19 protein-coding genes are annotated in these 19,986 nt (G+C 68.1%); 3 read left to right on the plus strand and 16 right to left on the minus strand.

The genetic code is table 11. The annotated features are described in order from the left end of the window. The first annotated feature begins 81 nt into the window (after positions 1-81). Positions 82-2,322, plus strand: a complete 2,241-nt coding sequence (gene katG, locus VER16_RS13430) for a catalase/peroxidase HPI (RefSeq protein ID WP_324808935.1) — start codon at positions 82-84, stop codon at positions 2,320-2,322. Positions 2,323-2,535: 213 nt separating this feature from the next. Here the strand turns inward: katG and VER16_RS13435 are convergent, their stop codons facing one another. From VER16_RS13435 to VER16_RS13445, 3 genes are all read right to left on the minus strand, one after another. Beyond that, positions 2,536-3,729: a glycoside hydrolase family 5 protein gene (locus VER16_RS13435; RefSeq protein ID WP_324808936.1), complete on the minus strand. Its 1,194-nt coding sequence runs from the start codon at positions 3,727-3,729 to the stop codon at positions 2,536-2,538. A 142-nt stretch (positions 3,730-3,871) separates the two neighbouring features. Beyond that, a complete protein-coding gene (locus tag VER16_RS13440; RefSeq protein WP_324808938.1) occupies positions 3,872-4,279 on the minus strand; it encodes an RNA-binding S4 domain-containing protein in 408 nt (135 codons plus the stop codon). A 9-nt stretch (positions 4,280-4,288) separates the two neighbouring features. Further along, positions 4,289-4,525, minus strand: coding sequence for a hypothetical protein (locus VER16_RS13445; RefSeq protein ID WP_324808940.1), 237 nt, complete (start codon positions 4,523-4,525; stop codon positions 4,289-4,291). 62 nt (positions 4,526-4,587) lie between these two features. Here VER16_RS13445 and VER16_RS13450 point away from each other — a divergent pair, with 62 nt between their 5' ends. Next, complete coding sequence (locus tag VER16_RS13450) at positions 4,588-6,045, plus strand: MATE family efflux transporter (RefSeq protein ID WP_324808942.1); 1,458 nt, start codon at positions 4,588-4,590, stop codon at positions 6,043-6,045. A 60-nt stretch (positions 6,046-6,105) separates the two neighbouring features. Here VER16_RS13450 and VER16_RS13455 read toward each other — a convergent pair whose 3' ends face one another. The 10 genes from VER16_RS13455 to ffh all read right to left on the minus strand — a co-directional run bounded on the left by VER16_RS13455 (position 6,106) and on the right by ffh (position 13,055). Then, a complete protein-coding gene (locus VER16_RS13455) occupies positions 6,106-6,513 on the minus strand; it encodes a DUF1801 domain-containing protein (RefSeq protein WP_324808944.1) in 408 nt (135 codons plus the stop codon). Between the two features lie 34 nt (positions 6,514-6,547). Continuing rightward, positions 6,548-6,979, minus strand: a complete 432-nt coding sequence (locus tag VER16_RS13460; protein ID WP_324808946.1) for a DUF1801 domain-containing protein — start codon at positions 6,977-6,979, stop codon at positions 6,548-6,550. 24 nt (positions 6,980-7,003) lie between these two features. After that, positions 7,004-7,384 carry a DUF6404 family protein gene (locus VER16_RS13465; protein ID WP_324808948.1) on the minus strand — a complete coding sequence of 127 codons (381 nt, stop codon included), beginning with the start codon at positions 7,382-7,384 and terminating at the stop codon, positions 7,004-7,006. An 82-nt stretch (positions 7,385-7,466) separates the two neighbouring features. Next, positions 7,467-7,868 carry a 50S ribosomal protein L19 gene (gene rplS, locus VER16_RS13470; RefSeq protein WP_079221128.1) on the minus strand — a complete coding sequence of 134 codons (402 nt, stop codon included), beginning with the start codon at positions 7,866-7,868 and terminating at the stop codon, positions 7,467-7,469. A gap of 158 nt (positions 7,869-8,026) precedes the next feature. Continuing rightward, entirely contained in the window at positions 8,027-8,785 is a 759-nt protein-coding gene (trmD, locus tag VER16_RS13475; RefSeq protein ID WP_324808952.1) for a tRNA (guanosine(37)-N1)-methyltransferase TrmD, read from the minus strand. Positions 8,786-8,793: 8 nt separating this feature from the next. Then, positions 8,794-9,306, minus strand: a complete 513-nt coding sequence (rimM, locus tag VER16_RS13480; RefSeq protein WP_324808954.1) for a ribosome maturation factor RimM — start codon at positions 9,304-9,306, stop codon at positions 8,794-8,796. Positions 9,307-9,350: 44 nt separating this feature from the next. Beyond that, entirely contained in the window at positions 9,351-9,611 is a 261-nt protein-coding gene (gene rpsP / locus VER16_RS13485) for a 30S ribosomal protein S16 (RefSeq protein ID WP_004149033.1), read from the minus strand. Positions 9,612-9,731: 120 nt separating this feature from the next. After that, entirely contained in the window at positions 9,732-10,514 is a 783-nt protein-coding gene (locus VER16_RS13490) for an aminotransferase class IV family protein (RefSeq protein WP_324808955.1), read from the minus strand. Further along, positions 10,511-11,587 (minus strand): nitronate monooxygenase, encoded by a 1,077-nt coding sequence (locus tag VER16_RS13495; protein WP_324808957.1) that lies wholly within the window; start codon positions 11,585-11,587, stop codon positions 10,511-10,513. The genes VER16_RS13490 and VER16_RS13495 overlap by 4 nt, the downstream gene beginning before the upstream one ends. A 91-nt stretch (positions 11,588-11,678) precedes the next feature. After that, the gene (ffh, locus tag VER16_RS13500; RefSeq protein ID WP_324808959.1) at positions 11,679-13,055 is read right to left on the minus strand and encodes a signal recognition particle protein; all 1,377 of its coding nucleotides are present in this window, start codon (positions 13,053-13,055) and stop codon (positions 11,679-11,681) included. 122 nt (positions 13,056-13,177) lie between these two features. Here ffh and VER16_RS13505 point away from each other — a divergent pair, with 122 nt between their 5' ends. After that, complete coding sequence (locus tag VER16_RS13505; protein WP_324808961.1) at positions 13,178-13,972, plus strand: cytochrome C assembly family protein; 795 nt, start codon at positions 13,178-13,180, stop codon at positions 13,970-13,972. Between the two features lie 139 nt (positions 13,973-14,111). On the opposite strand, the gene VER16_RS13510 is transcribed toward VER16_RS13505, so the two are convergent. The 3 genes from VER16_RS13510 to radA form a co-directional block, all read right to left on the minus strand. Continuing rightward, positions 14,112-16,418, minus strand: coding sequence for a tetratricopeptide repeat protein (locus VER16_RS13510; protein WP_324808963.1), 2,307 nt, complete (start codon positions 16,416-16,418; stop codon positions 14,112-14,114). Between the two features lie 55 nt (positions 16,419-16,473). Then, positions 16,474-18,330: an ATP-binding protein gene (locus tag VER16_RS13515; protein ID WP_324808965.1), complete on the minus strand. Its 1,857-nt coding sequence runs from the start codon at positions 18,328-18,330 to the stop codon at positions 16,474-16,476. A 148-nt stretch (positions 18,331-18,478) separates the two neighbouring features. Further along, positions 18,479-19,858, minus strand: a complete 1,380-nt coding sequence (gene radA / locus VER16_RS13520; RefSeq protein ID WP_324808967.1) for a DNA repair protein RadA — start codon at positions 19,856-19,858, stop codon at positions 18,479-18,481. Between the last annotated feature and the right edge of the window lie 128 nt (positions 19,859-19,986).

Consider the following 19,986-nt stretch of genomic DNA (forward strand, 5'->3'; position numbering starts at 1 on the left):
AAATTTACCGATCAGTAGGTGCCACCTATGGTGGTCAGGCCTTCCCGATTCCACCTTTCGCCAGTCCACAGGTAGACACCCATGAAAAGCGAAGCCAAGTGCCCGTTCAACCACGCCGTCGTCGGTGACGGCACGACCAACCGCGACTGGTGGCCGAACCAGCTGCGCGTGGATCTGCTCAACCAGCACTCCAGCCGCTCCAATCCGCTCGATGCGGGCTTCGATTACGCGCAGGCTTTCAAGGGCCTGGACTACGCCGCATTGAAGGCCGACCTGAAGGCGCTGATGACCGATTCGCAGGACTGGTGGCCGGCCGACTTCGGCCACTACGGCGGCCTGTTCATCCGCATGGCCTGGCACAGCGCCGGCACCTACCGCATCGGTGATGGCCGTGGCGGCGGCGGTCGCGGCCAGCAGCGCTTCGCCCCGCTCAACAGCTGGCCGGACAACGTCAGCCTGGACAAGGCGCGCCGCCTGCTGTGGCCGATCAAGCAGAAGTACGGCCAGGCCATTTCCTGGGCCGACCTGCTGATCCTGACCGGCAACGTCGCGCTGGAATCGATGGGCTTCAAGACGCTGGGCTTTGCGGGCGGCCGCCCCGATACCTGGGAGCCGGACCAGGACGTGTACTGGGGCCGCGAGACCACCTGGCTGGGCGGCGACGTGCGCTACGCACACGGCTCCGAAGGCGTGCAGGAAGACCATGGCGTGCTGGTGTCCGATGACGACGCCGATGGCGACGTGCACTCGCGCAAGCTGGAAAACCCGCTGGCCGCGGTGCAGATGGGCCTGATCTACGTGAACCCGGAAGGTCCGGACGGCAATCCTGATCCGGTACTGGCCGCGCATGACATCCGCGATACCTTCGGCCGCATGGCCATGGACGACGAGGAAACCGTCGCCCTGATCGCCGGTGGCCACAGCTTCGGCAAGACCCACGGCTCCGGCCCGGCCGACAACGTCGGCAAGGAACCCGAAGCGGCCGGGCTGGAAAGCCAGGGCCTGGGCTGGGCCAACAGTTTTGGCAGCGGCAAGGGCGGCGACACCATCACCAGTGGCCTGGAAGTGACCTGGACCCGCACCCCGGCGCAGTGGAGCCACGACTTCTTCCAGATCCTGTTCGGCAACGAGTGGGAACTCACCAAGAGCCCGGCCGGCGCCCACCAGTGGGTGGCCAAGAATGCCGACGCGGTGATTCCCGACGCGCATGATCCGTCGAAGAAGCATCGCCCCACCATGCTGACCACCGACCTGTCGCTGCGCATGGACCCGGCCTACGAAAAGGTCTCGCGTAACTTCCTCGAGAATCCGCAGGCCTTCGCCGATGCCTTCGCCCGCGCCTGGTTCAAGCTGACCCACCGCGACATGGGCCCGCGTGCGCGTTACCTGGGCCCGGAAATCCCGGCCGAAGAATTCATCTGGCAGGATCCGGTGCCGGAAGCCAAGCACCCGCTGATCGACGCCAAGGACATCGCCGCGCTGAAGCAGAAGATCGCTGCGACCGGCCTCAGCGTCGCCGAGCTGGTGTCCACGGCCTGGGCCTCGGCCTCGACCTTCCGTGGCTCGGACAAGCGTGGCGGTGCCAATGGCGCGCGCATCCGCCTGGCCCCGCAGAAGGACTGGGCGGTGAACCAGCCGCAGCAGCTGGCCAAGGTGCTGGCCGCGCTGGAAAAGGTGCAGGCCGAGTTCAATGGCGGCGGCAGCAAGCAGGTATCGCTGGCCGACCTGATCGTGCTGGCCGGTGGCGTGGGCGTCGAGCAGGCGGCCAAGGCCGGTGGCCATGAGGTGAGCGTGCCGTTCACCCCGGGCCGCACCGATGCCAGCCAGGAACAGACCGACGTCGAATCCTTCGCGGTGCTGGAACCGGCGGCCGATGGCTTCCGCAACTACCTCAAGGGCGCTTACAACGTGCCGGGCGAAGCGCTGCTGATCGACAAGGCGCAGCTGCTGACCCTGACCGCGCCGGAAATGACCGCCCTGGTCGGTGGCCTGCGCGTGCTCGGCGCCAACGCCGATGGTGGCAGGCACGGCGTATTCACTGCACGCCCTGGCACGCTGAGCAACGACTTCTTCGTGAACCTGCTGGACATGGGCACGCAGTGGAAGGCCACCGGCCGCGAAAGCTACGAAGGCCGCGGCCGTGGCGATGGCAGCGCACGCTGGACCGGCACCCGTGCCGACCTGGTGTTCGGTTCCAATGCGGTGCTGCGTGCACTGGCCGAGGTGTACGCCAGTGCCGATGGAGAGAAGAAGTTCGTGCAGGATTTCATCGCCGCCTGGACGCGGGTGATGGAACTGGACCGCTACGACCTGCACGGTTGAGGGGATGCGGTGGCCGCCGTGCATGGCCCGGCGGCCATGCCCCGGTAGATGCCAACCTTGGCAATCCCCCGGTAGATGCCAACCTTGGTTGGCATGCACGGATCCGCCCACCAAGGTGGGCGACTACCAGAGCAGTCCCACGGTAGATGCCAACCTTAGCAATCCCCCGGTAGATGCCAACCTTGGTTGGCATGCGGCGCAGCCGCGGCGGTTTCAACGCGCGCCATCCTGCAACCGCTGCAGGATCGGCGCGAACAATGGCGCCTGCGTCGACCGTGGTGGCTGCACCGCCTCGCCCTTCTCCACCGCCTGCCAGTACGACCACGGCAGCGCCTTGTCGCCCAGCTCGTAATCCATCCCATCCCAGCCATCCTCACGGAAGGCATAGAACGCCCAGTGCACCCGCTGCTGCTCGGCCACCGCCAGCACATCGCGCAGGTAGGCAGCGCAATCCGGCCAGCGCCGCATGCAGCCGAACTCACCGATCACCATCCGGTTGGCACCGATGCCATGGGTCCTGGCCCAGTCCATCGGCTGCTGCAGGTAGCTGCGCACGCGCGCCGCATCCCAACGCTGCTTCCCGGGGCCAAACGGCACCGTGCCCGGGTAGCGGTACGGCGTGGCGCGCTTCTGGTTGGGCGCGCTGGTGGCCGCGTACGGTTCGTACATGTGCACGCTGTACAGCAGCTTCGTATCGTTCAGCGGCGCCGGCCAGTAATCGAAGGCATCGGCCGCCGCGTACCAGCCGGCATCCAGCATCAGCGGCATGTCCGCATCCACCGCACGCACGCTGGCAATCAGCCCGCGGTACAGCACGCGCAGATCACGCGGGCCGTCCTCCTCGCCGGCGTACCACTGCTGCATTGCCACGCGCGGCGCATGCTCGGCCAGCGCCGTGCCGTACTCGGGTGCCGGTTCGTTGATGAGGTTGTAGGCCGCCAGCGCCGGGTGCCCTTTCAGCGCTGTAGCCAGGTCGCGCCAGAAACGCTGCGCCGGCAGGTGGTTGTCCATCGACTGCCACAGCCGCTGGTCGACCACGTCATTGTTCTTCTGCTTCCAGCGCAGCAAAGGCAGCGACAGCGGCACCAGCACCACCTTCAGGCCCGAGGCATCCGCGTCATCCAGCGCGCGCCGCAGGGTTGCCACATCGGCCTGCACCAAGCCCGTGTAATGGTCGGCATCGCCCATCAGGAAGTCGCGGCCGCCGGCACTTTTCCACTTGTCCGGACTCAGCCGTACCCACGTTGCGCCGGTGTCGCGCAGCGCCTGGAAGTAGGCACGGTCGGGCGGATTTTCGTTGAAGCTGTTGGCGCCGCGCTGCGGCGTATCCCAGAAGGTGATGTCGGCGGCGAACGCCGGGGTGGCGGTGGCGAGGGCCAGGCACAGCAGGCTGTGGCGCAGGAGCATGGTGGTCTTCCATGAAGAGGAAGATCCAACGTGCGGGGTGAAAACCGAATGCTGGCTGAGTGCGCGCAGCGGCCATGAACCGGTAGATGCCAACCTTGGTTGGCATGCGCCACACGACGCCCACCAAGGTGGGCGACTACCGTCAAAGGGCGTCCAGATCACCCAGCGCGCGGATCAACCGTCGTGCGCGCTTGTCCGGTTTGTGCTCTGGCGGTTGGAAACCATCGCGGGCGGCGATGCGCAGCGCACGCTGCTCGGCGCGGCGGGCCTTGGAGGCTTCGCTTTCGGCATACAGCTGCTGCGCCAGCGGCGCCGGCCCGCGCTGGTCGCTCACGCCCAGCACCTGGATCTCGAAATGCTCCTCGCCGCGATCCACCTGCAGCTGTTCGCCCACGCGCACCGCGCGCGAGGATTTCGGGCGCTGCCCGGCCACGGCCACCTTGCCGGTTTCAATGGCCTGCTTGGCCAGGCTGCGGGTCTTGTAGAAACGGGCCGCCCACAACCAGATGTCCAGGCGGACACTGGGCGACAGCGGGGAAAGCTCGGACATCGGCAGGTACTACTCCGTGCGCTGGTTCAGGGGTCGCGGGTTGCTGGGGTCGGTGCGGCAGCCACTGCCCCCCATCAACGTGGGCGTGCCTGCCAGGTCCTGGCGCTGGTTGCCGACCAGGCACTCAGGGCGGTCGGCGGGCCGCACCTGGGCATCACCCAGCCGGTCACCCGTCGAACATGCGGCCAGCGTGGCCACGATCAAGGCCCCCACGCAGTGCCGCGCCAGCTGTTGTCGTTGATGCATTGCCACACCCCGCAAACCGGCTTGATGCTAGTGTGCGCCTCCCTGGAATCGATCACCAGCCCATGGCCAAAGCGCCGCTCGACCTGACCTCCGGCCCCATCGGCCGCAACCTGCTGCTGTTTGCACTGCCGATCCTGGCCGGCAACATCGCCCAGTCGCTGAACGGTTCGGTGAATGCGGTGTGGGTGGGCCGCTTCCTTGGCGAGGCGGCACTGACCGCCACGGCCAACGCCAACAACATCATGTTCTTCCTGATCGGCTCGGTATTCGGCTTTGGCATGGCCTCGACCATCCTGATCGGACAGGCCATCGGCGCGCGTGACATCGCGCAGGCGCGGCGCGTGGTCGGCACCAGTGCCACCTTCTTCATCGGCCTGTCGGTGATCATCGCCATCGCTGGCTGGTTCCTGGCCCACCCGCTGCTGGCGGCCATGGGCACGCCGGCCGCCTCGCTGCCGCTGGCCGAGGCCTACCTGCGCATCATCTTCCTGGCCATGCCCACGCTGTACGCGTTCGCCTTCCTCAGCGCCGCCCTGCGCGGTGCCGGTGATTCGCGCACCCCGTTCCGCTTCCTGCTGGTGTCGGTGGTGCTGGATATCGCGCTCAACCCGGTGCTGATCTTCGGCCTCGGCCCGTTCCCGGAACTGGGCATCGCCGGTTCGGCCTGGGCCACGCTGGTGTCGCAGACGCTGTCGTTGTCCGGCCTGCTGCTGTACATGCGGCACAAGCGGCACACGCTGTGGCTGGGCCGCGCCGACATGCACCTGTTCAAGCCCGACCTGGCCATCCTGCGCGCGCTGGTGGTCAAGGGCGTGCCGATGGGCCTGCAGATGGTGCTGATCTCGCTGTCGGTCATCCTGCTGATGACCATGGTGAACCAGTACGGCACGGCAACCGGTGCGGCCTACGGTGCGTCGCTGCAGCTGTGGAACTACGTGCAGATGCCGGCGATGGCCATCGGTGCGGCGTGTTCGTCGATGGCCGCGCAGAACGTCGGTGCGCAGCGCTGGGACCGCGTGCGCGGCACAGCGCGCCAGGGCGTGCTGTTCAACTTCCTGCTGACCGGCGCGTTGATCCTGCCGCTGGTGCTGCTGGACCAGTACTCGCTGGCACTGTTCCTTCCGCAGGGCAGCGAATCGCTGCAGATCGCCCGCCACCTCAACCACATCGTGATCGGTTCATTCCTGTTCTTCGGCGTCAGCTTCGTCATTTCCGGCGTGGTGCGTTCCACCGGTGCGGTCGTGCCACCGCTGCTGATCCTGGCGGCGTCGCTGTGGGGCGTGCGCGTGCCCTTCGCCGAGTTCCTGCAGCCGTACTGGGGCGCCGACGCCATCTGGTGGAGCTTCCCGGCCGGCTCGCTGGTGTCGATGCTGCTGTCGCTGGCGTATTACCGCTGGGGTGGCTGGCGCAAGGCGAAGATGATCACCCCGCCGGTGCACGCCGAGGAACTGGCCACGCCGTCGGAGATTCCAGCGTGCCCGCCGTCCCCGGTGGCGGACCCGGATGCGGTGACCCGGTAGCGCCGGGCCATGCCCGGCGAGCGCAGCGGTTGCCATGAATCCGCCGGCAAGCGGCCGGCGCTACCGCTTTTTCTTTTCTGCGTTGTGCCTGGCCGCCGCGCGCATCAGGGCCTTGAACGCGGTGGCGTCAGGCATCGCGCCCTCATGGATGTCGATCGCGCGCCGCGTGTTGCCTTCCAGGCTGGCGTTGAACAGCTTCTTCGGGTCCGGCAGCGCCGCGCCGTGGGCGAAGGTCAACTTCACCGCCTGCTTGTAGCTTTCGCCGGTGCAGAGGATGCCGTTGTGCTCCCACACCGGCGTGCCACGCCACTTCCAGGTCTCCTCCACGTCGGGCAGCGCCTCGTGGATCAATGCGCGCACGCGTGCCAGCGTCTGCCCACGCCAGTCGCCGAGTTCGTCGATGCGGGCATCGATCAGTTCAGAGGCAGAACGTGCTTCTTCGATGATTTCCGCGGCTTTTCTGGGCATGTCAGCACTCGCACGGTACAGCGGGAAAGGAAACCTACATGCGCGCGCCGGGAAGGGCACAGGCCTGGCGCAGCCAGTCCACCAGTTGTGCCCGGTCCAGCACGCTGTCTTCATACAGGTGCAGATACCGCGTGGTGGCCTGCTTCGATGGCTCGGGGGGCTCCGGCTGCAGCAGCGTGCCATGGAACAACGCGACCTTGATGTAGCGCGTGCAGCAGTGGAAGCTGAGGAACCAGCCCTGCCCTTCGGCAACGCCATACATCGGTGAGTTCCAACGCACGGCCTTGTGCACACCGGGCACGGCGTCGGTAATCAGCGCATCGAGCTGCTCGCCGAAGGCGCGTTTCCAGCCGGGCATTGCGGCGATGTAGGCCTGCACCGGGCCATCGCCATCGCCCTTGGCGATCTGCGGGTTGCCGCCGGACAGCAACTTGGGCGCAGCGGCGGCAGTTTGCTTGGCGGGCATTGCGCAGCGCTCCGTGGTCGCAGGTCAGCGGCTGGGCGCAGCCGGCAGGTCACGCCACAAGGGCAGACCACGGCGCAGGCGCATGACGCGCATCACGACCGCCATCAGCAGACCGAACAGTACGCCGGCAAGGAGCGCGCTGGACACCGCGAGTGCAGACGGCAGGCTGGTGTTGCGCCAGACCAGCAGCCACATCAGCACGCCCCAGCCCAGCGCGAACCAGATACCCATCAGCAGTGCATTGGAGGCCACGCTGGCCAGGATCGGCGGTGGCGCGTTGATGCCCATGCGCCACAGCAGGCGATGCAGGGGCGGCGCCGAGTGCCGGCGCTGCACGCCCGCAGCGTCGAGATGGCGCAGGGCGGCCTGCACCTTGGGCGGGTAACGCTGTTCAACAATATTCATGCCGCGAACATAGCGCCGGCCGCCGCACAAACGCAAACGGCCACCCGAAGGTGGCCGTCGCGGCAACAACCGAAGTTGTTTATCAGGCCTTTTCGGCCAGACGGGCAGCCTTGGCGGCAGCAGCGGCAGCCAGGTCTTCCTTGATGCGGGCAGCCTTGCCTTCCAGGCCACGCAGGTAGTACAGCTTGCCGGCGCGGACCTTACCACGACGCTTCACTTCGACCGAGTCGATGATGGCGCTGTGGGTCTGGAAAACGCGCTCGACGCCGTAGCCGTGCGAGATCTTGCGGACGGTGAACGAGGAGTTCAGGCCGCCGTTCTTGGTCGCGATGACAACGCCTTCATAGGCCTGCACGCGCTCGCGGGTACCTTCCTTCACCTTCACGTTGACGACAACGGTGTCGCCCTGGCTGAACTTCGGCAGTTCGCGGGTGATCTGGGCGGATTCGAATTCCGCGACGATGGACTTGTTCAGCTTGCTCATGGGTTACACCGATTCTTGTTCGGGTGGGTGTGTCGTGTCGTGTCGACAACGTAGGCTCATGCAGTCACGGAACTGTGCTGCACGTTTGTTGTGGGTACTGCGCGCACCAGCCGGGGCTGGCGGAATTGGCCATGATAGCCGATAAAGCCAGCCCTGCGCTAGGGGCTGGCCTTCTGTTTCCGGGCCAGGCGGGCCTGGTCCAGCAGTTTGCGGTCGGCCTTGCCCAGCGCCTGTTCATCCAGCAGGTCCGGGCGCCGCTCGGCGGTCCTCAGCAGCGACTGCTGGCGGCGCCAGGCAGCGATGGCCGCGTGGTTGCCCGAACGCAGCACGTCCGGCACGTCCCCCAGCGGGTGCTGGGCCGGTTGGCTGTAATGCGGGCAGTCGAGCAGGCCGAGTTCGCCTTCAAAGCTGTCCTGGGCCGCCGATTCGGCGTCGTTCAGGGCACCGTCCTGCAGGCGGGCCACGGCATCGATGATGACCGCCGCCCCCAGTTCACCACCGGACAGCACGTAATCGCCGAGGGAAATTTCCTCGTCGACGTTGGCCTCCAGGAAGCGCTCATCGATGCCCTCGTAGCGGCCGCAGAGCAGGACCATGCGCGGCAATGCCGCCAGCTCCCGCACCTTGGCCTGGGTCAGCGGCGCGCCCTGCGGGCTCAGGTAGATCACCCGCGCCGGGGTCGGATCGGCCTCACGGATCGCCTGCAGGCAGGCCTGCAGCGGCTCGATCAGCATCACCATGCCCGGGCCACCGCCGAACGGACGGTCGTCCACCCGGCGGTAGTTGCCTTCGGCGTAATCGCGGGGGTTCCAGCCGTGCAGGCTGAAAAGGCCCTTCTCCTGCGCGCGCCCGACCACGCCCAGCCCAGCGGACTGGGCGAGGAACTCGGGGAACAGGGTGATGACGTCGAACCGCATGTTCACACTCAGAACTCGGGATCCCAGTCGACCACGACCAGATTGGCCTCGAAGTCGACCGACTTGACGAAGTCCGGCTGCACGAACGGGATCATCCGCTCGCGGTCACCGCGGACCACGACCACGTCATTGGCGCCGGTACTGAACAGGTGCGAGACCTGGCCCAGGGCAACACCCTCGGTGGTCTTCACATCCAGGCCTTCCAGATCCACCCAGTAGTACTCATCGGGCTTCGGCGGCGGCAGCGCGCTGCGGGCCACGTAGATCTCGGTGCCGTGCATGGCTTCAACGACATCGCGGTCATCGACGCCGGGGAAGCGGGCGACCAGGTGCTTGCCGCTGTCACGGCCCCGCACGCCTTCAAGCGTGGTTTCCACGCCGGACGGGCTGCGCACGATCCACGGCTGGTAACGGAAAATGGCGGAACGTGGCTCGGTCCAGGACTCGAGCTTGATTTCGCCGCGCACACCAAAAGCGCCGACAACCCTGCCCAGCAGGATGCGGCGCTCGATATCTTTCATCTGCGTCAACCAAGAGGGCCACGCCGAAGCGTGGCCCTGCAGACTCAGGCCGCAGCGGCCTGGGACTTGGCCGCTTCCTTGATCAGGTTGCGGACCTTTTCGGTCGGCTGGGCGCCGTTCTTGACCCAATGGTCAACGCGGGCCAGGTCCAGCTCGATGCGCTTCTCGCCGCCCTGGGCGACCGGGTTGTAGAAACCAACGCGCTCGATGTTGCGGCCGTCGCGCGCGCTGCGCACGTCGGTCACGATGATGTGGTAGAACGGACGCTTCTTGGCGCCGCCGCGGGTCAGTCGAATCTTGACCATGGTGTTTTTCCTATTGCCCAGTCGCCAGGATGGCGAGGTAAGCGGGCGATTATAGCGGCAGAGTGCGCCCGAGCCAACCCCAGGGGTCACAGTAGCGCCGGGCGATGCCCGGCGCGGCACTCAACCCAGATCGTCCCACGGCACGCCCGCCAGCACCGCCCTGCCCTGTTCAGCCAAGGCCTGCGAACCCGGCAGGGCCTGTCCGTCAATGGCTTCCAGCGCCCACAGGCCACTGGCATTGCAGGCAAAGGCCGCCTTCACACCGGCCAGATCCGCCAGCCGCAGTGGCTGTATCACCTGCGCCCCGGGCCAATGCTGCTGCAGCAGCGCTTCGGCCGTCCCGCGCAGGGCCGGTGCCTGCGGCCAGAGCAGGCGTTGGCCATCGTGCAGAGCCAGATTCCAGGTACTGCCCTCACTGATCCCGCCCTCGGCGGACACGAACAACACGTCGTCGAAGCCAGCCGCCATCGCCGCACGGCGCTCGGCAAACAGGCCGAACGTGCCCACATGCTTGATCTGCGGCAGTTCGCGCTGCCAGCTCACGCTGCGCACCCTTTTCGGGGCGACCAGCGCCACCGGCGCGGACACCGCCACCAGCACATCCACCGGCACCGCCGCCAGCGGGTTGCGGAAATCGAAGTGCCGCGAGTACACCGTCACCCGCAGCGAAGCTTCGCCCCGCCCCGCCTGCTGCAGCGCCAGCGCCATCCACGCCTGCACCTGCACCACATCCAGTTCGCTGCCGAACAGTTCACGCGTGGCCTGCGACAACCGCGCCAGATGCAGGCCCAGTCCCTGCACGGCATGGCCACGCACCTGCATCGAGGTGAAGTGGCCGTAGTTGACCAGCGCCGGCAGCAGATCCTCCACCTGCGCCGGCCGGCCATTGCAGAACACCGTCATCGCAGCAGCGCCTGCGCCTGTTGCCACATGTCGCGCAGTACGTCGGCGGCGGGTGCTGCAGGTGCCATCCAGGCCGATTGCCCGGCCCAGGCCTGCATCGCGGCCAGTCGGTTTTCCTGCGCGGCCTGCCTGCGCATCGGCGCGGTCAGGCCGCGCTGCACCGGGTACGGGCGCGGCATCGGGGCGCCTTCCGCAGCGGAAGCGCGCACATACGGCGTGGCCAGGCCACGACCCAGACGGCCACTGAAGGCGCGGGTCGGCCAGGTATCTTCGGGCTCGGTGGCCGCCAGACCATCGGCCCAGGCCGAAGCGATCGCCGCTTCGGGCGTGCGCAGGAAGGCGGTGCCGATCTGCACCGCGCTGGCGCCCAGCGTGAGCGCGGCCGCGATGCCACGACCATCGGCGATGCCACCGGCGGCGATCACCGGAATCTGCAGGTGATCAGCCAGGCGCGGCAGCAGCGCGAACAGGCCTACCAGCTGGCGCTCGGCCAGGCTGGGGTCGAACGCACCGCGATGGCCACCGGCTTCGGCGCCCTGCGCCACCACCGCGTCGGCGCCCGCATCCTGCGCAGCGCGCGCTTCGGCCAGCGTGGTCGCGCAGGCGATCCAGGCGATGCCGGCGTCCTTCAACTGCTGCACGTGGCGCGGCGACAGCACGCCCATGATGGTCGAGGCCACCGCCGGGCGCGCGGCCAGCAAGGCAGCGAACTGTTCGTCGAAATCGGCCGGCGTGGCGTCCGCAGCACTGGCCGGCACGTCCGGGCCCCATTGGGCGAGGAAGGCGCGGCTGGTGGCTTCGGCGGTGACATCGCGAACGGGCGCCGGATCCGGTAGCCACAGGTTCACCTGCGCCGGGCCGGTGGACGCGGCGCGGAAGTCATCCATCCAGCGGCCGATGTCGGCAGCCGGCGACAGCACCGCACCCATCGCGCCCATGCTGCCGGCATTGGCCAGCGCGGCCGACAGCGGCACCGGGCAGGCACCGGCCATCGGTGCCAGCAGGATCGGAAGCTGCAATGAAAAACGCCGACAGAAGGTGTCGGCGCGTTCAAGAATCGGCGATGCGTTCACGCGACATACCTGTTGGAGAAGTCGCCGCCCAGCATACGCCAGTCATTGTGACCGGGGCCGGATCGCGATGCGCGCCGGCCCCGTCGCTGCATCAACGGAACGGCATGCCGCGGCCGCCCATGGCGCCCATCATGCCCTTCATGCTGCGCATCATGCCCTTCATGCCGCCGCCGGCCATCTTGCTCATCATCTTTTCCATCTGCATGTACTGCTTCATGAGCTTGTTGACGTCGGCCGGGGTCACGCCCGAGCCCTTGGCGATGCGCGCGCGGCGCGAGCCGTTGAGCAGGTTCGGGTTGCGCCGTTCCTTCTTGGTCATCGAGCTGATGATGGCGATCATGCGCGGCACTTCCTTGCCTTGGCTGACCTGCTGCTTCAGATGGTCGGGGATGTTGCCCAGGCCCGGCAGCTTGTCCATCAGGCCGCCGATGCCGCCCATGTTCTGCATCTGCTCCAGCTGGTCGCGCATGTCGTTCAGGTCGAACTTCTTGCCCTTGGCGACCTTCTCGGCCAGCTTGGCGGCCTTGTCCTTGTCGACCTGCTGCTCGACCTGCTCGACCAGCGACAGCACGTCACCCATGTCGAGGATGCGGCTGGCGATACGGTCCGGGTGGAACACGTCCAGGCCTTCCGGCTTTTCACTGACACCGACGAACTTGATCGGCTTGCCGGTGATGTAGCGCACGCTCAGTGCGGCACCGCCACGGGCGTCACCGTCGGTCTTGGTCAGCACCACGCCGGTCAGCGGCAGCGCATCGCCGAAGGCCTTGGCGGTGTTGGCCGCGTCTTGGCCGGTCATGGCGTCGACCACGAACAGGGTTTCGGCCGGGTTGACCGCCGCGTGCAGAGCCTTGATCTCGGCCATCATCGCTTCATCGATGGCCAGGCGGCCGGCGGTATCGACCAGCAGCACGTCCACGAACGACCTGCGCGCATCGTCGATGGCCGCGCGCACGATGGCTTCCGGCTTCTGGTCGGCGCTGGACGGGAAGAACAGCACGCCGACCTGGTCGGCCAGGGTCTTCAGCTGCTCGATCGCGGCCGGACGGTAGACGTCCGCCGACACCACCATCACCTTCTTCTTGCGCTTTTCCTTCAGGTGCTTGGCCAGCTTGCCCACGGTGGTGGTCTTGCCGGCGCCCTGCAGGCCTGCCATCAGGATGATGGCCGGGGCGGGAACGTTGAGGTTCAGGTCGCTGGCTTCGGCGCCCATCACCGCGGTCAGCTCGTCGCGCACGACCTTGATGAGGGCCTGGCCCGGGGTCAGCGACTTCAGCACTTCCTGGCCGACCGCGCGCACCTTGATGCGCTCGATCAGGGCCTGCACCACCGGCAGCGCGACGTCGGCTTCCAGCAGCGCGATGCGCACTTCGCGGGTTGCCTCGCGGATGTTCTCCTCGGTCAGGCGGCCGCGGCCACGCAGGCGCTCGATGGTGCCGGAAAGGCGCTGGGTCAGGGACTCGAACATGCGGCGCAACCTGTCTGAAAGCGGGGGACAATAAGGCAGACAGTATAACGGGTCCGCCCGCCTTCCCGGGCTGCGACCACCGGGCCGTCGCCAGTGCCCCGGGGGTATGCGAAACTGCAACGATGCTAATCGTTCTCATCGCCGCCCTGCTCTACCTGGCCGCCAGCGCCCTGCTGGTGCGCGCGCTTGGCCGCGATGATGCCGTCGGTTCGCCCACCTGGCTGTGGCCGGCGCTGCCGGCCATGCTGCTGCACGGCGGCTACCACGTGCTGGTGGCGATGCGCACCACCGGCGGCCCGGACATGCACTTCTTTGCCGCGCTGTCGCTGGTCGGCCTGGGCATGGCGTGGTTGACCTCGCTGGTGGGCGCGCGCGGGCGCATGTCGGCGCTGGGCGTGGTGGTGTTCCCGCTGGCCGCGCTGCTGCTGGCGGTCTACCACGGCTACGGCCACGAACCGAGCAAGGTGCTGGGCTGGCGCCTGGCCAGCCACGCCTGGCTGGCCCTGCTGGCCTACGCCACGCTGAGCATCGCCGCGCTGCTGGCAATCATGCTGTGGCTGCAGGAACGGGCGCTGCGCCGCCGCGAGTTCCGCCCGTGGCTGCGTGCGCTGCCGCCGCTGGCCGATCTGGAAGCGCTGCTGTTCCGGGTCATTACCGTGGGCTTCGCCCTGCTCACCCTCACCCTGGTCACCGGCGTCCTGTTCGTCGATGACCTGCTGGCGCAGAAGCTGGTGCACAAGACCGTGCTCAGCGTGCTGTCGTGGATCGTGTTCGGCGTGCTGCTGATCGGCCGCCGCCGTTACGGCTGGCGCGGGGTGAAGGCGGTGCACTGGACGCTGTCGGCGATGCTGTTGCTGCTGCTGGCGTTCTTCGGCAGCCAGTTCGTGATCGAGCTGGTGTTCGGGCATACGCGGTAAAGGCGTGCCGACCCAGGGTCGGCACCTGCCGGGGACCGTTGGTCGGCACCCACCGGGGCCGCATCCACGCATGGCGTGGATCTACTTGCGGCGAGGGTAGCGCCGGGCCATGCCCGACGAGCGCGCAGCGCGGTGGAACCTACAAGCCGTACCGCTCGATCACATCCAGATGCGGCTGCCGCTCCTGGTCGCAGGCCTCGGCCAGGCGCAGCCAGCACTGCGGGTGCGACCAGCCGGCGGTGGACTGCTGCAGGTAACGGTGCAGCGCGAGCGGCGCGTGCCCCTGCGGCTGGGCCACAGTGAACAGCAGGCCCGGCAGGGTGCCCTCCTCCGCATCCGGGTCGGTCACGGTGTAATCCGGGCGGCTGTGCGCCCACACCTGCCAGCCCTGCGCTTCGGCACCTTCCACGAACGCGTTCCAGGCCTCTTCGCCCGGGTGCGCGCCGTCGATCAGCCAGCTGCGCTCGAAGCCACCGCGTTCCAGCACGTGCACCTGCGCATAGGTCGGAATGAAGTGCTGGCGCTGCTCTTCCTCTTCCGGCGCCGGGTGCACCAGCGCAGCATCGAACACCACCCAATCACCCACCTGCTGGGCACGGTTGGCCGGCGCGTTCTCGACGATGCGCGCGGTCACCGGGCCGGTGCGGCGCGCGTAGTACTCCATTGGCTCGCCCTGCTCCAGGCTGCGGATGATCACCCAGCCCCACGGTTCTTCGACCACGCCGTCCTGGCTGGACAGCTCCATGCCGATGGCCGCGGCCGAGCGGCGCACCGCGTCCCAGTCGCGCGCGGCACTGGCGGCGCTCATGTGGTCCCAGTGCGCGGCATTGGGGTCTTCCAGCGTTTCCACCAGCTGCGCATAGCAGGCCTGCGCATCGCTGAAGCGGCCGGTTTCCATGTAGATGCGCGCCAGCGTGCCACGCGCGCCATGCGAACCCGGCGACAGCACCAGCAGCGCCTGAGCGGCCTGTTCCAGCGCCGGCCAGTCGGACACGCGGCGTGCGCGCTGCACCTCGCACCAGTGCGCGAACACCGGCACGCTGCCGCGATAGGTGTCGGCCAGGCGACGCAGGCCATCATCGTCGCCCTGCTCGGTCAGCCAGCGCATCAGCGTGTAGGCAGCGGCGCCGTCCTCCTGGGCGTGCGCACGTACGAAGTCCCACAGCAGCGCACGGGCTTCGGTCTGCGCGCCACAGGCGTTCAATGCCGAGGCGGCCACCTCGGCCAGCGCCTCGTCATCCGGGCACTGCGCGTGCGCCTGCAGCAGCCATTGCGCCTCGCGCTCGGGGTCACGCGACTGCTGCTGTTCACCACGCGCTTCCAGCCACGCCAGCAGTTCGGCAGCCGGTACCGGCAGCGGTTCGACCTCGGGCAGTGCGTCAATGCGGGCGGCCAGGCCGGCCACCAATGCGCCGGCACCGCGGTCCTGGCGCAGCTGTGCCAGGTGGGTGCGGGCCAGTCCGAGCTGGCGCTGCGCCACCCAGCGCGCGCCGCGCTGCAGGGCCAGTTCCAGGCTCAGGGCTGCCAGTTCGATCACCAGGCGGTGGGCCCCGACGCTGGCGAAGTGCTCGATGATGGTGTTGAAGCGCGTGCCGAGGTCCCAGGTGTTGCGGGCCGGGTCGCGGCTGCACAGCAGCGCCACCGTGTTGGCCCACAGGCGCCAGGTGTTCGGGGTCAGTTCGCTCCACGGCACCAGCTGCTGCAGCGCCTCTTCGTCGCGGCCCAATTGGGCCAGCGCCCACGCGCGCGACAGGCGGCGCGGCACCGTGCAGTTGGCCGGTTCGTACTCGCCGGCGGCGGCCACTTCCGCTTCGCGCTGCTCGATCAGCACCATCGCCTCGTCGGCGCGGCCGCTGGCCAGCAGGATCTTGATCTGCATTTCCGGGAAGCTGTCGAACACTTCCTTGCCGCGCGCTTCCACCGCGTCGGCCTGCGCCTTCAGGTAATCCAGCGCGTCCTGCGCGCGGCCGTCATCGAGCAGCGCATCGGCCTTTTCGCAGCTCAGGCACTGGAAGCAGGCCCAGGTCGGATCGATGCGCGCCAGCGTTTCATCGCAGACTTCGATGCGCTCGGGCACCCAGCCCGGGCCGTCGATGTTGCCGTAGCAGGCGGCCAGATCCTGGGTCACGCAGATCGACTGCGGGCATTCCAGGGTGTCTTCGCGGTGCGCGCGTTCGAACAGCGACACCGCCTCACCGAGCGCGCTCTCGCCTTCAACGCGGTTGCCCACGCGGTTGCGCAGCGCCCAGTGGCCGACGTAGACGTCGACCCAGGGGTTGTCCAGCGCCTTGCCCAGCGCTCGCGCCTCGGGCAGCAGCGCATCGACACGGTCGACCTGCAGTTCACTGACTTCGTCGGCAAGGCGGGTCAGCAGGTGCGCATTCTGCGCCTGGCCGGCCTGGCGCAGGTCTTCCTGCAGCTTTTCGACCCAGTTCCAGATATCCATGGGGTTGGTGCTCCTGTCTAGCGTGAGGCTGGATGAGAGAAAGTGTGTGCGGTGCTCAGCGCAGCATCTGCTGCAGAGCGCCGGCGATATCACTGAAGGCGCCGTTGAGGTCCGGGCCGGGCGCCGCTGCACCGCGGGCCAGCGGGCGGCCCTGCGCGGAGACGATGATCTTCAACGAGCGCAGCAGGCGTGCGGCGGCCGCCGCCTGCGGATGCCCCTCACGCTGGGCCTGCAGCAGGGCCTGCACGGCCGGGTTGTCCAGGTTGAGGTACAGCCGCGACGGTGCGCGCGCCTCGATGCGCGCGGTGAACTGACGCGCAAGGCGCAGCGCGGCCATCGACACGCGCTTGTCGTTCTCGTCGTCTTCCAGGCGCTGCTTCAGCTCGGCCTCGCGGTCGGGCACCACCACCACCGGCAGGGCTTCAGGGCTGAAACGGGCCGGCAGCAGCTGCTCGCCATCGCCCAGGTGTTCGCCCAGCCAGGCCAGCTGCGCCGCATCCAGGCTGTCATCGGTGCGGAACAGCGCGCGGTTGCCCTGTTCGGTACCCAACTCCACCAGGCGCAGGCCCTTGGCCTGGGTCCAGCGGCGCAGGAACGGCACCACCGCATAGCGATGGCCGTGCGCGACCGGCACGCCCATCGCACGGAACAGCATTTCTTCGAAGCCACCGCCGTTGTCGAGGATCACGTGCACGGCGCCACGCGCGGGCAGCGCGCTGGCTGGCAGGTCGCCCTGCGAGGTCGGCACGCGCACGTGTTCCAGCAGCAGCTCGAACAGGCGCTCATCGCACAGCGCGGCACCCAGCAGCGCCTCGTTGTGGCGGGCCAGCACGCGTCGCCACGCTTCGGGCTGCTGCCGCGCGACCTCGGCCAGGCCGTCGATCAGCGCTTCCAGCAGCGCGTGCTGCACGGCGCGGTACTGGTCGTCGCGCTGCAGATCTTCGCGGCTGGCGGTCGGGGTCAGGCGCGAGGATTCGATCACGCCGCCGATGAAGCCCGCCCACGGCGGCAGCAGGTCACGTGCATCGTCGTCGAGCAGCATGCCGCGCACGAACACCGACAGATTGCGGTTGTCGCTGGTGCCATAGGTCGCACCGTCCTGCACCCACAGCATGCCGGTGGCATCGCTGTCGGCGTCGGCACGCAGCGGCACGGTCACGATGGGCTCGAAATCATGCTCGAAGCGCGCGGCAAACTGCAGCGCCTGGCGGCGCGCCTGCACCGGGTGCAGGGCAACGTCGCCCTGCTCGCGCCACGGTGGCGGTTCGGGGTTGAGGGCCTCGGCGGCAGCGCCGATGAAGATCGGTTCGGACAGCAACGCGCAGTAGCGGCCCAGCACTTCGTACAGGCGTGCCTCGTTGGCCAGCGGCAGGAAATCGGCGTGCAGCTCCAGCTCCACTTCGGTGCCGACGGCGCGCGCCGGCACTTCGCTCACCGTGTACTGCTCGGCATTGCTGGACACATACAGGTGGCCCAGCTCCGGGGTCTGGTAGGAGGTGGTGCGCACGCTCACCCGGCGCGCCAGCACGAAGGCCGAGAGGAAGCCCAGGCCGAACATGCCGATCAGGCCGTCCTGGTCATCGCCGCCCTGGCGCAGGCCACGGGTGTAGCCGACGCCGACGGTGGCCAGGTAGTCGTGGATTTCCTGGCGGGTCAGGCCGGCGCCGGTGTCGGTAATGCGCAGCACGCCCGCGGCGGCATCGACCTGCACCGAAATGCGCGACGGCAGCTCGATGCCCGGCTGTTCAATGCGGCGGCGGATGATCGAGTCATGCGCGTTCTGCACCAGCTCGCGCAGGGCCACCATCGGGGTGGAATACAGGTGCTTGCCCAGCACCGTCATCAGTCCATTGAGATCGACCCCTGCGCGGCGGATTTCGGCGGCGGGGGTGCTGAGCGTCGGGTCCTGCATGAAATCGGTTACTCCTTGCCACACAAGGCGCCACAGGGCGCCGTCGTCGAGCGGGGAAAACTAGCACAGCGAAGCTGACCGTTACTGCATCGCAAAAAGGGGACGGAGGGGATTAATTCAAATTAATCCCCTCCGTCCCCTTTTTTGGTCACGCGGCGTCGATGGCCTCGGACAGGCGTTCGACCGCGATCACTTCCATGCCCTTCACGCTGCCGCCCTTGGGGGCGTTGGCCTTGGGCACGATGGCGCGCTTGAACCCGTGGGTGGCCGCTTCGCGCAGGCGATCCTCGCCATTGGGTACCGGGCGGATCTCGCCGGACAGGCCGACCTCGCCGAAGGCGATGGTCTTTTCCGCCAGCGGCCGGTCCTGCAGCGACGACAGCACGGCCAGCAGCACCGGCAGATCGGCGGCGGTCTCCTGCACCCGGATGCCACCGACGACATTGACGAACACGTCCTGGTCGCCCACCAGCACGCCACCATGGCGGTGCAGCACCGCCAGGAGCATGGCCAGGCGGTTCTGCTCCAGGCCAACGGCGACACGGCGCGGGTTGGACAGCGGCGAGGCATCCACCAGCGCCTGCACTTCCACCAGCAGTGGCCGGGTGCCCTCGCGGGTGACCATCACGCAGCTGCCCGGCTGGTGTGTGCTGGCACCGGACAGGAAGATGGCCGACGGGTTGGAGACTTCCTTCAGGCCCTTATCGCCCATCGCGAACACGCCCAGTTCGTTGACCGCACCGAAGCGGTTCTTGAACGCGCGCAGCAGGCGGAAGCGGCTGCCGCTCTCGCCTTCGAAATAGAGCACGGCGTCGACCATGTGTTCCAGCACGCGCGGGCCGGCGATGCCGCCTTCCTTGGTGACGTGGCCGACCAGGAACACAGCGGTGCCGGTTTCCTTGGCAAAGCGCACCAGCCGCGCCGCGCTCTCGCGCACCTGGCTGACCGAGCCGGGCGCGGCGGTCAGGGTTTCGGTCCACAGGGTCTGCACCGAATCGGCCACGATCAGCCGCGGCCCCGCCTTGGACGCGTGCTGCAGGATCGACTCGACGCCGGTCTCGGCCAGCGCGTTGACCCCGTCCAGCGGCAGTTCCAGCCGGTGCGCGCGACCGGCCACCTGGGCCAGCGATTCCTCACCGGTGACGTACAGCACCGGCAGCACGGCGGCCATCTTCGCCACCGCCTGCAGCAGCAGGGTGGACTTGCCGATGCCCGGGTCGCCGCCGACCAGCACCACCGCGCCCTCGACCAGGCCGCCGCCCAGCACGCGGTCGAACTCACCGATGCCGGTACTGACCCGGCGGTGCTCGGTCTGCTCGACGTCCTTCAGCGCGGTGATCTTCGGCGGGTCGATCTTGCCGGCCCAGCCAGCCCGGCGCGAGGCAGGCGCCTTGGCCGCCGCCGCGCTCTCCAGCACGATTTCCGACAAGGAGTTCCAGGCGTTGCACTCGGTGCACTGGCCCTGCCACTTGCTGTACTCGGCGCCGCATTCGTTGCAGACATAGGCAGTGAGGCGGGCTTTGGCCATGGGGCAGGACTTCGGTGCGGGGAGGTCAGGGAGGATAGCCGAGGCCGGTCGCAGGCGCTGCGACCCAGGGCATAAGCCAGCCCCGGTCATGACATCTTCGACTATGAGATGAACATCACACTTTTCTG

Origin of the sequence: Stenotrophomonas sp. (assembly GCF_035634915.1) — a bacterium.
Taxonomy (GTDB): Bacteria; Pseudomonadota; Gammaproteobacteria; order Xanthomonadales; family Xanthomonadaceae; genus Stenotrophomonas.

Excerpts from the sequence above, each read along its gene's own strand:
- katG (WP_324808935.1), top strand. The coding sequence starts at position 82 with ATGAAAAGCGAAGCCAAGTGCCCGTTCAACCACGCCGTCGTCGGTGAC.
- VER16_RS13435 (WP_324808936.1), bottom strand. The coding sequence starts at position 3,729 with ATGCTCCTGCGCCACAGCCTGCTGTGCCTGGCCCTCGCCACCGCCACC.
- VER16_RS13440 (WP_324808938.1), bottom strand. The coding sequence starts at position 4,279 with ATGTCCGAGCTTTCCCCGCTGTCGCCCAGTGTCCGCCTGGACATCTGG.
- VER16_RS13445 (WP_324808940.1), bottom strand. The coding sequence starts at position 4,525 with ATGCATCAACGACAACAGCTGGCGCGGCACTGCGTGGGGGCCTTGATC.
- VER16_RS13450 (WP_324808942.1), top strand. The coding sequence starts at position 4,588 with ATGGCCAAAGCGCCGCTCGACCTGACCTCCGGCCCCATCGGCCGCAAC.
- VER16_RS13455 (WP_324808944.1), bottom strand. The coding sequence starts at position 6,513 with ATGCCCAGAAAAGCCGCGGAAATCATCGAAGAAGCACGTTCTGCCTCT.
- VER16_RS13460 (WP_324808946.1), bottom strand. The coding sequence starts at position 6,979 with ATGCCCGCCAAGCAAACTGCCGCCGCTGCGCCCAAGTTGCTGTCCGGC.
- VER16_RS13465 (WP_324808948.1), bottom strand. The coding sequence starts at position 7,384 with ATGAATATTGTTGAACAGCGTTACCCGCCCAAGGTGCAGGCCGCCCTG.
- rplS (WP_079221128.1), bottom strand. The coding sequence starts at position 7,868 with ATGAGCAAGCTGAACAAGTCCATCGTCGCGGAATTCGAATCCGCCCAG.
- trmD (WP_324808952.1), bottom strand. The coding sequence starts at position 8,785 with ATGCGGTTCGACGTCATCACCCTGTTCCCCGAGTTCCTCGCCCAGTCC.
- rimM (WP_324808954.1), bottom strand. The coding sequence starts at position 9,306 with ATGAAAGATATCGAGCGCCGCATCCTGCTGGGCAGGGTTGTCGGCGCT.
- rpsP (WP_004149033.1), bottom strand. The coding sequence starts at position 9,611 with ATGGTCAAGATTCGACTGACCCGCGGCGGCGCCAAGAAGCGTCCGTTC.
- VER16_RS13490 (WP_324808955.1), bottom strand. The coding sequence starts at position 10,514 with ATGACGGTGTTCTGCAATGGCCGGCCGGCGCAGGTGGAGGATCTGCTG.
- ffh (WP_324808959.1), bottom strand. The coding sequence starts at position 13,055 with ATGTTCGAGTCCCTGACCCAGCGCCTTTCCGGCACCATCGAGCGCCTG.
- VER16_RS13505 (WP_324808961.1), top strand. The coding sequence starts at position 13,178 with ATGCTAATCGTTCTCATCGCCGCCCTGCTCTACCTGGCCGCCAGCGCC.
- VER16_RS13510 (WP_324808963.1), bottom strand. The coding sequence starts at position 16,418 with ATGGATATCTGGAACTGGGTCGAAAAGCTGCAGGAAGACCTGCGCCAG.
- VER16_RS13515 (WP_324808965.1), bottom strand. The coding sequence starts at position 18,330 with ATGCAGGACCCGACGCTCAGCACCCCCGCCGCCGAAATCCGCCGCGCA.
- radA (WP_324808967.1), bottom strand. The coding sequence starts at position 19,858 with ATGGCCAAAGCCCGCCTCACTGCCTATGTCTGCAACGAATGCGGCGCC.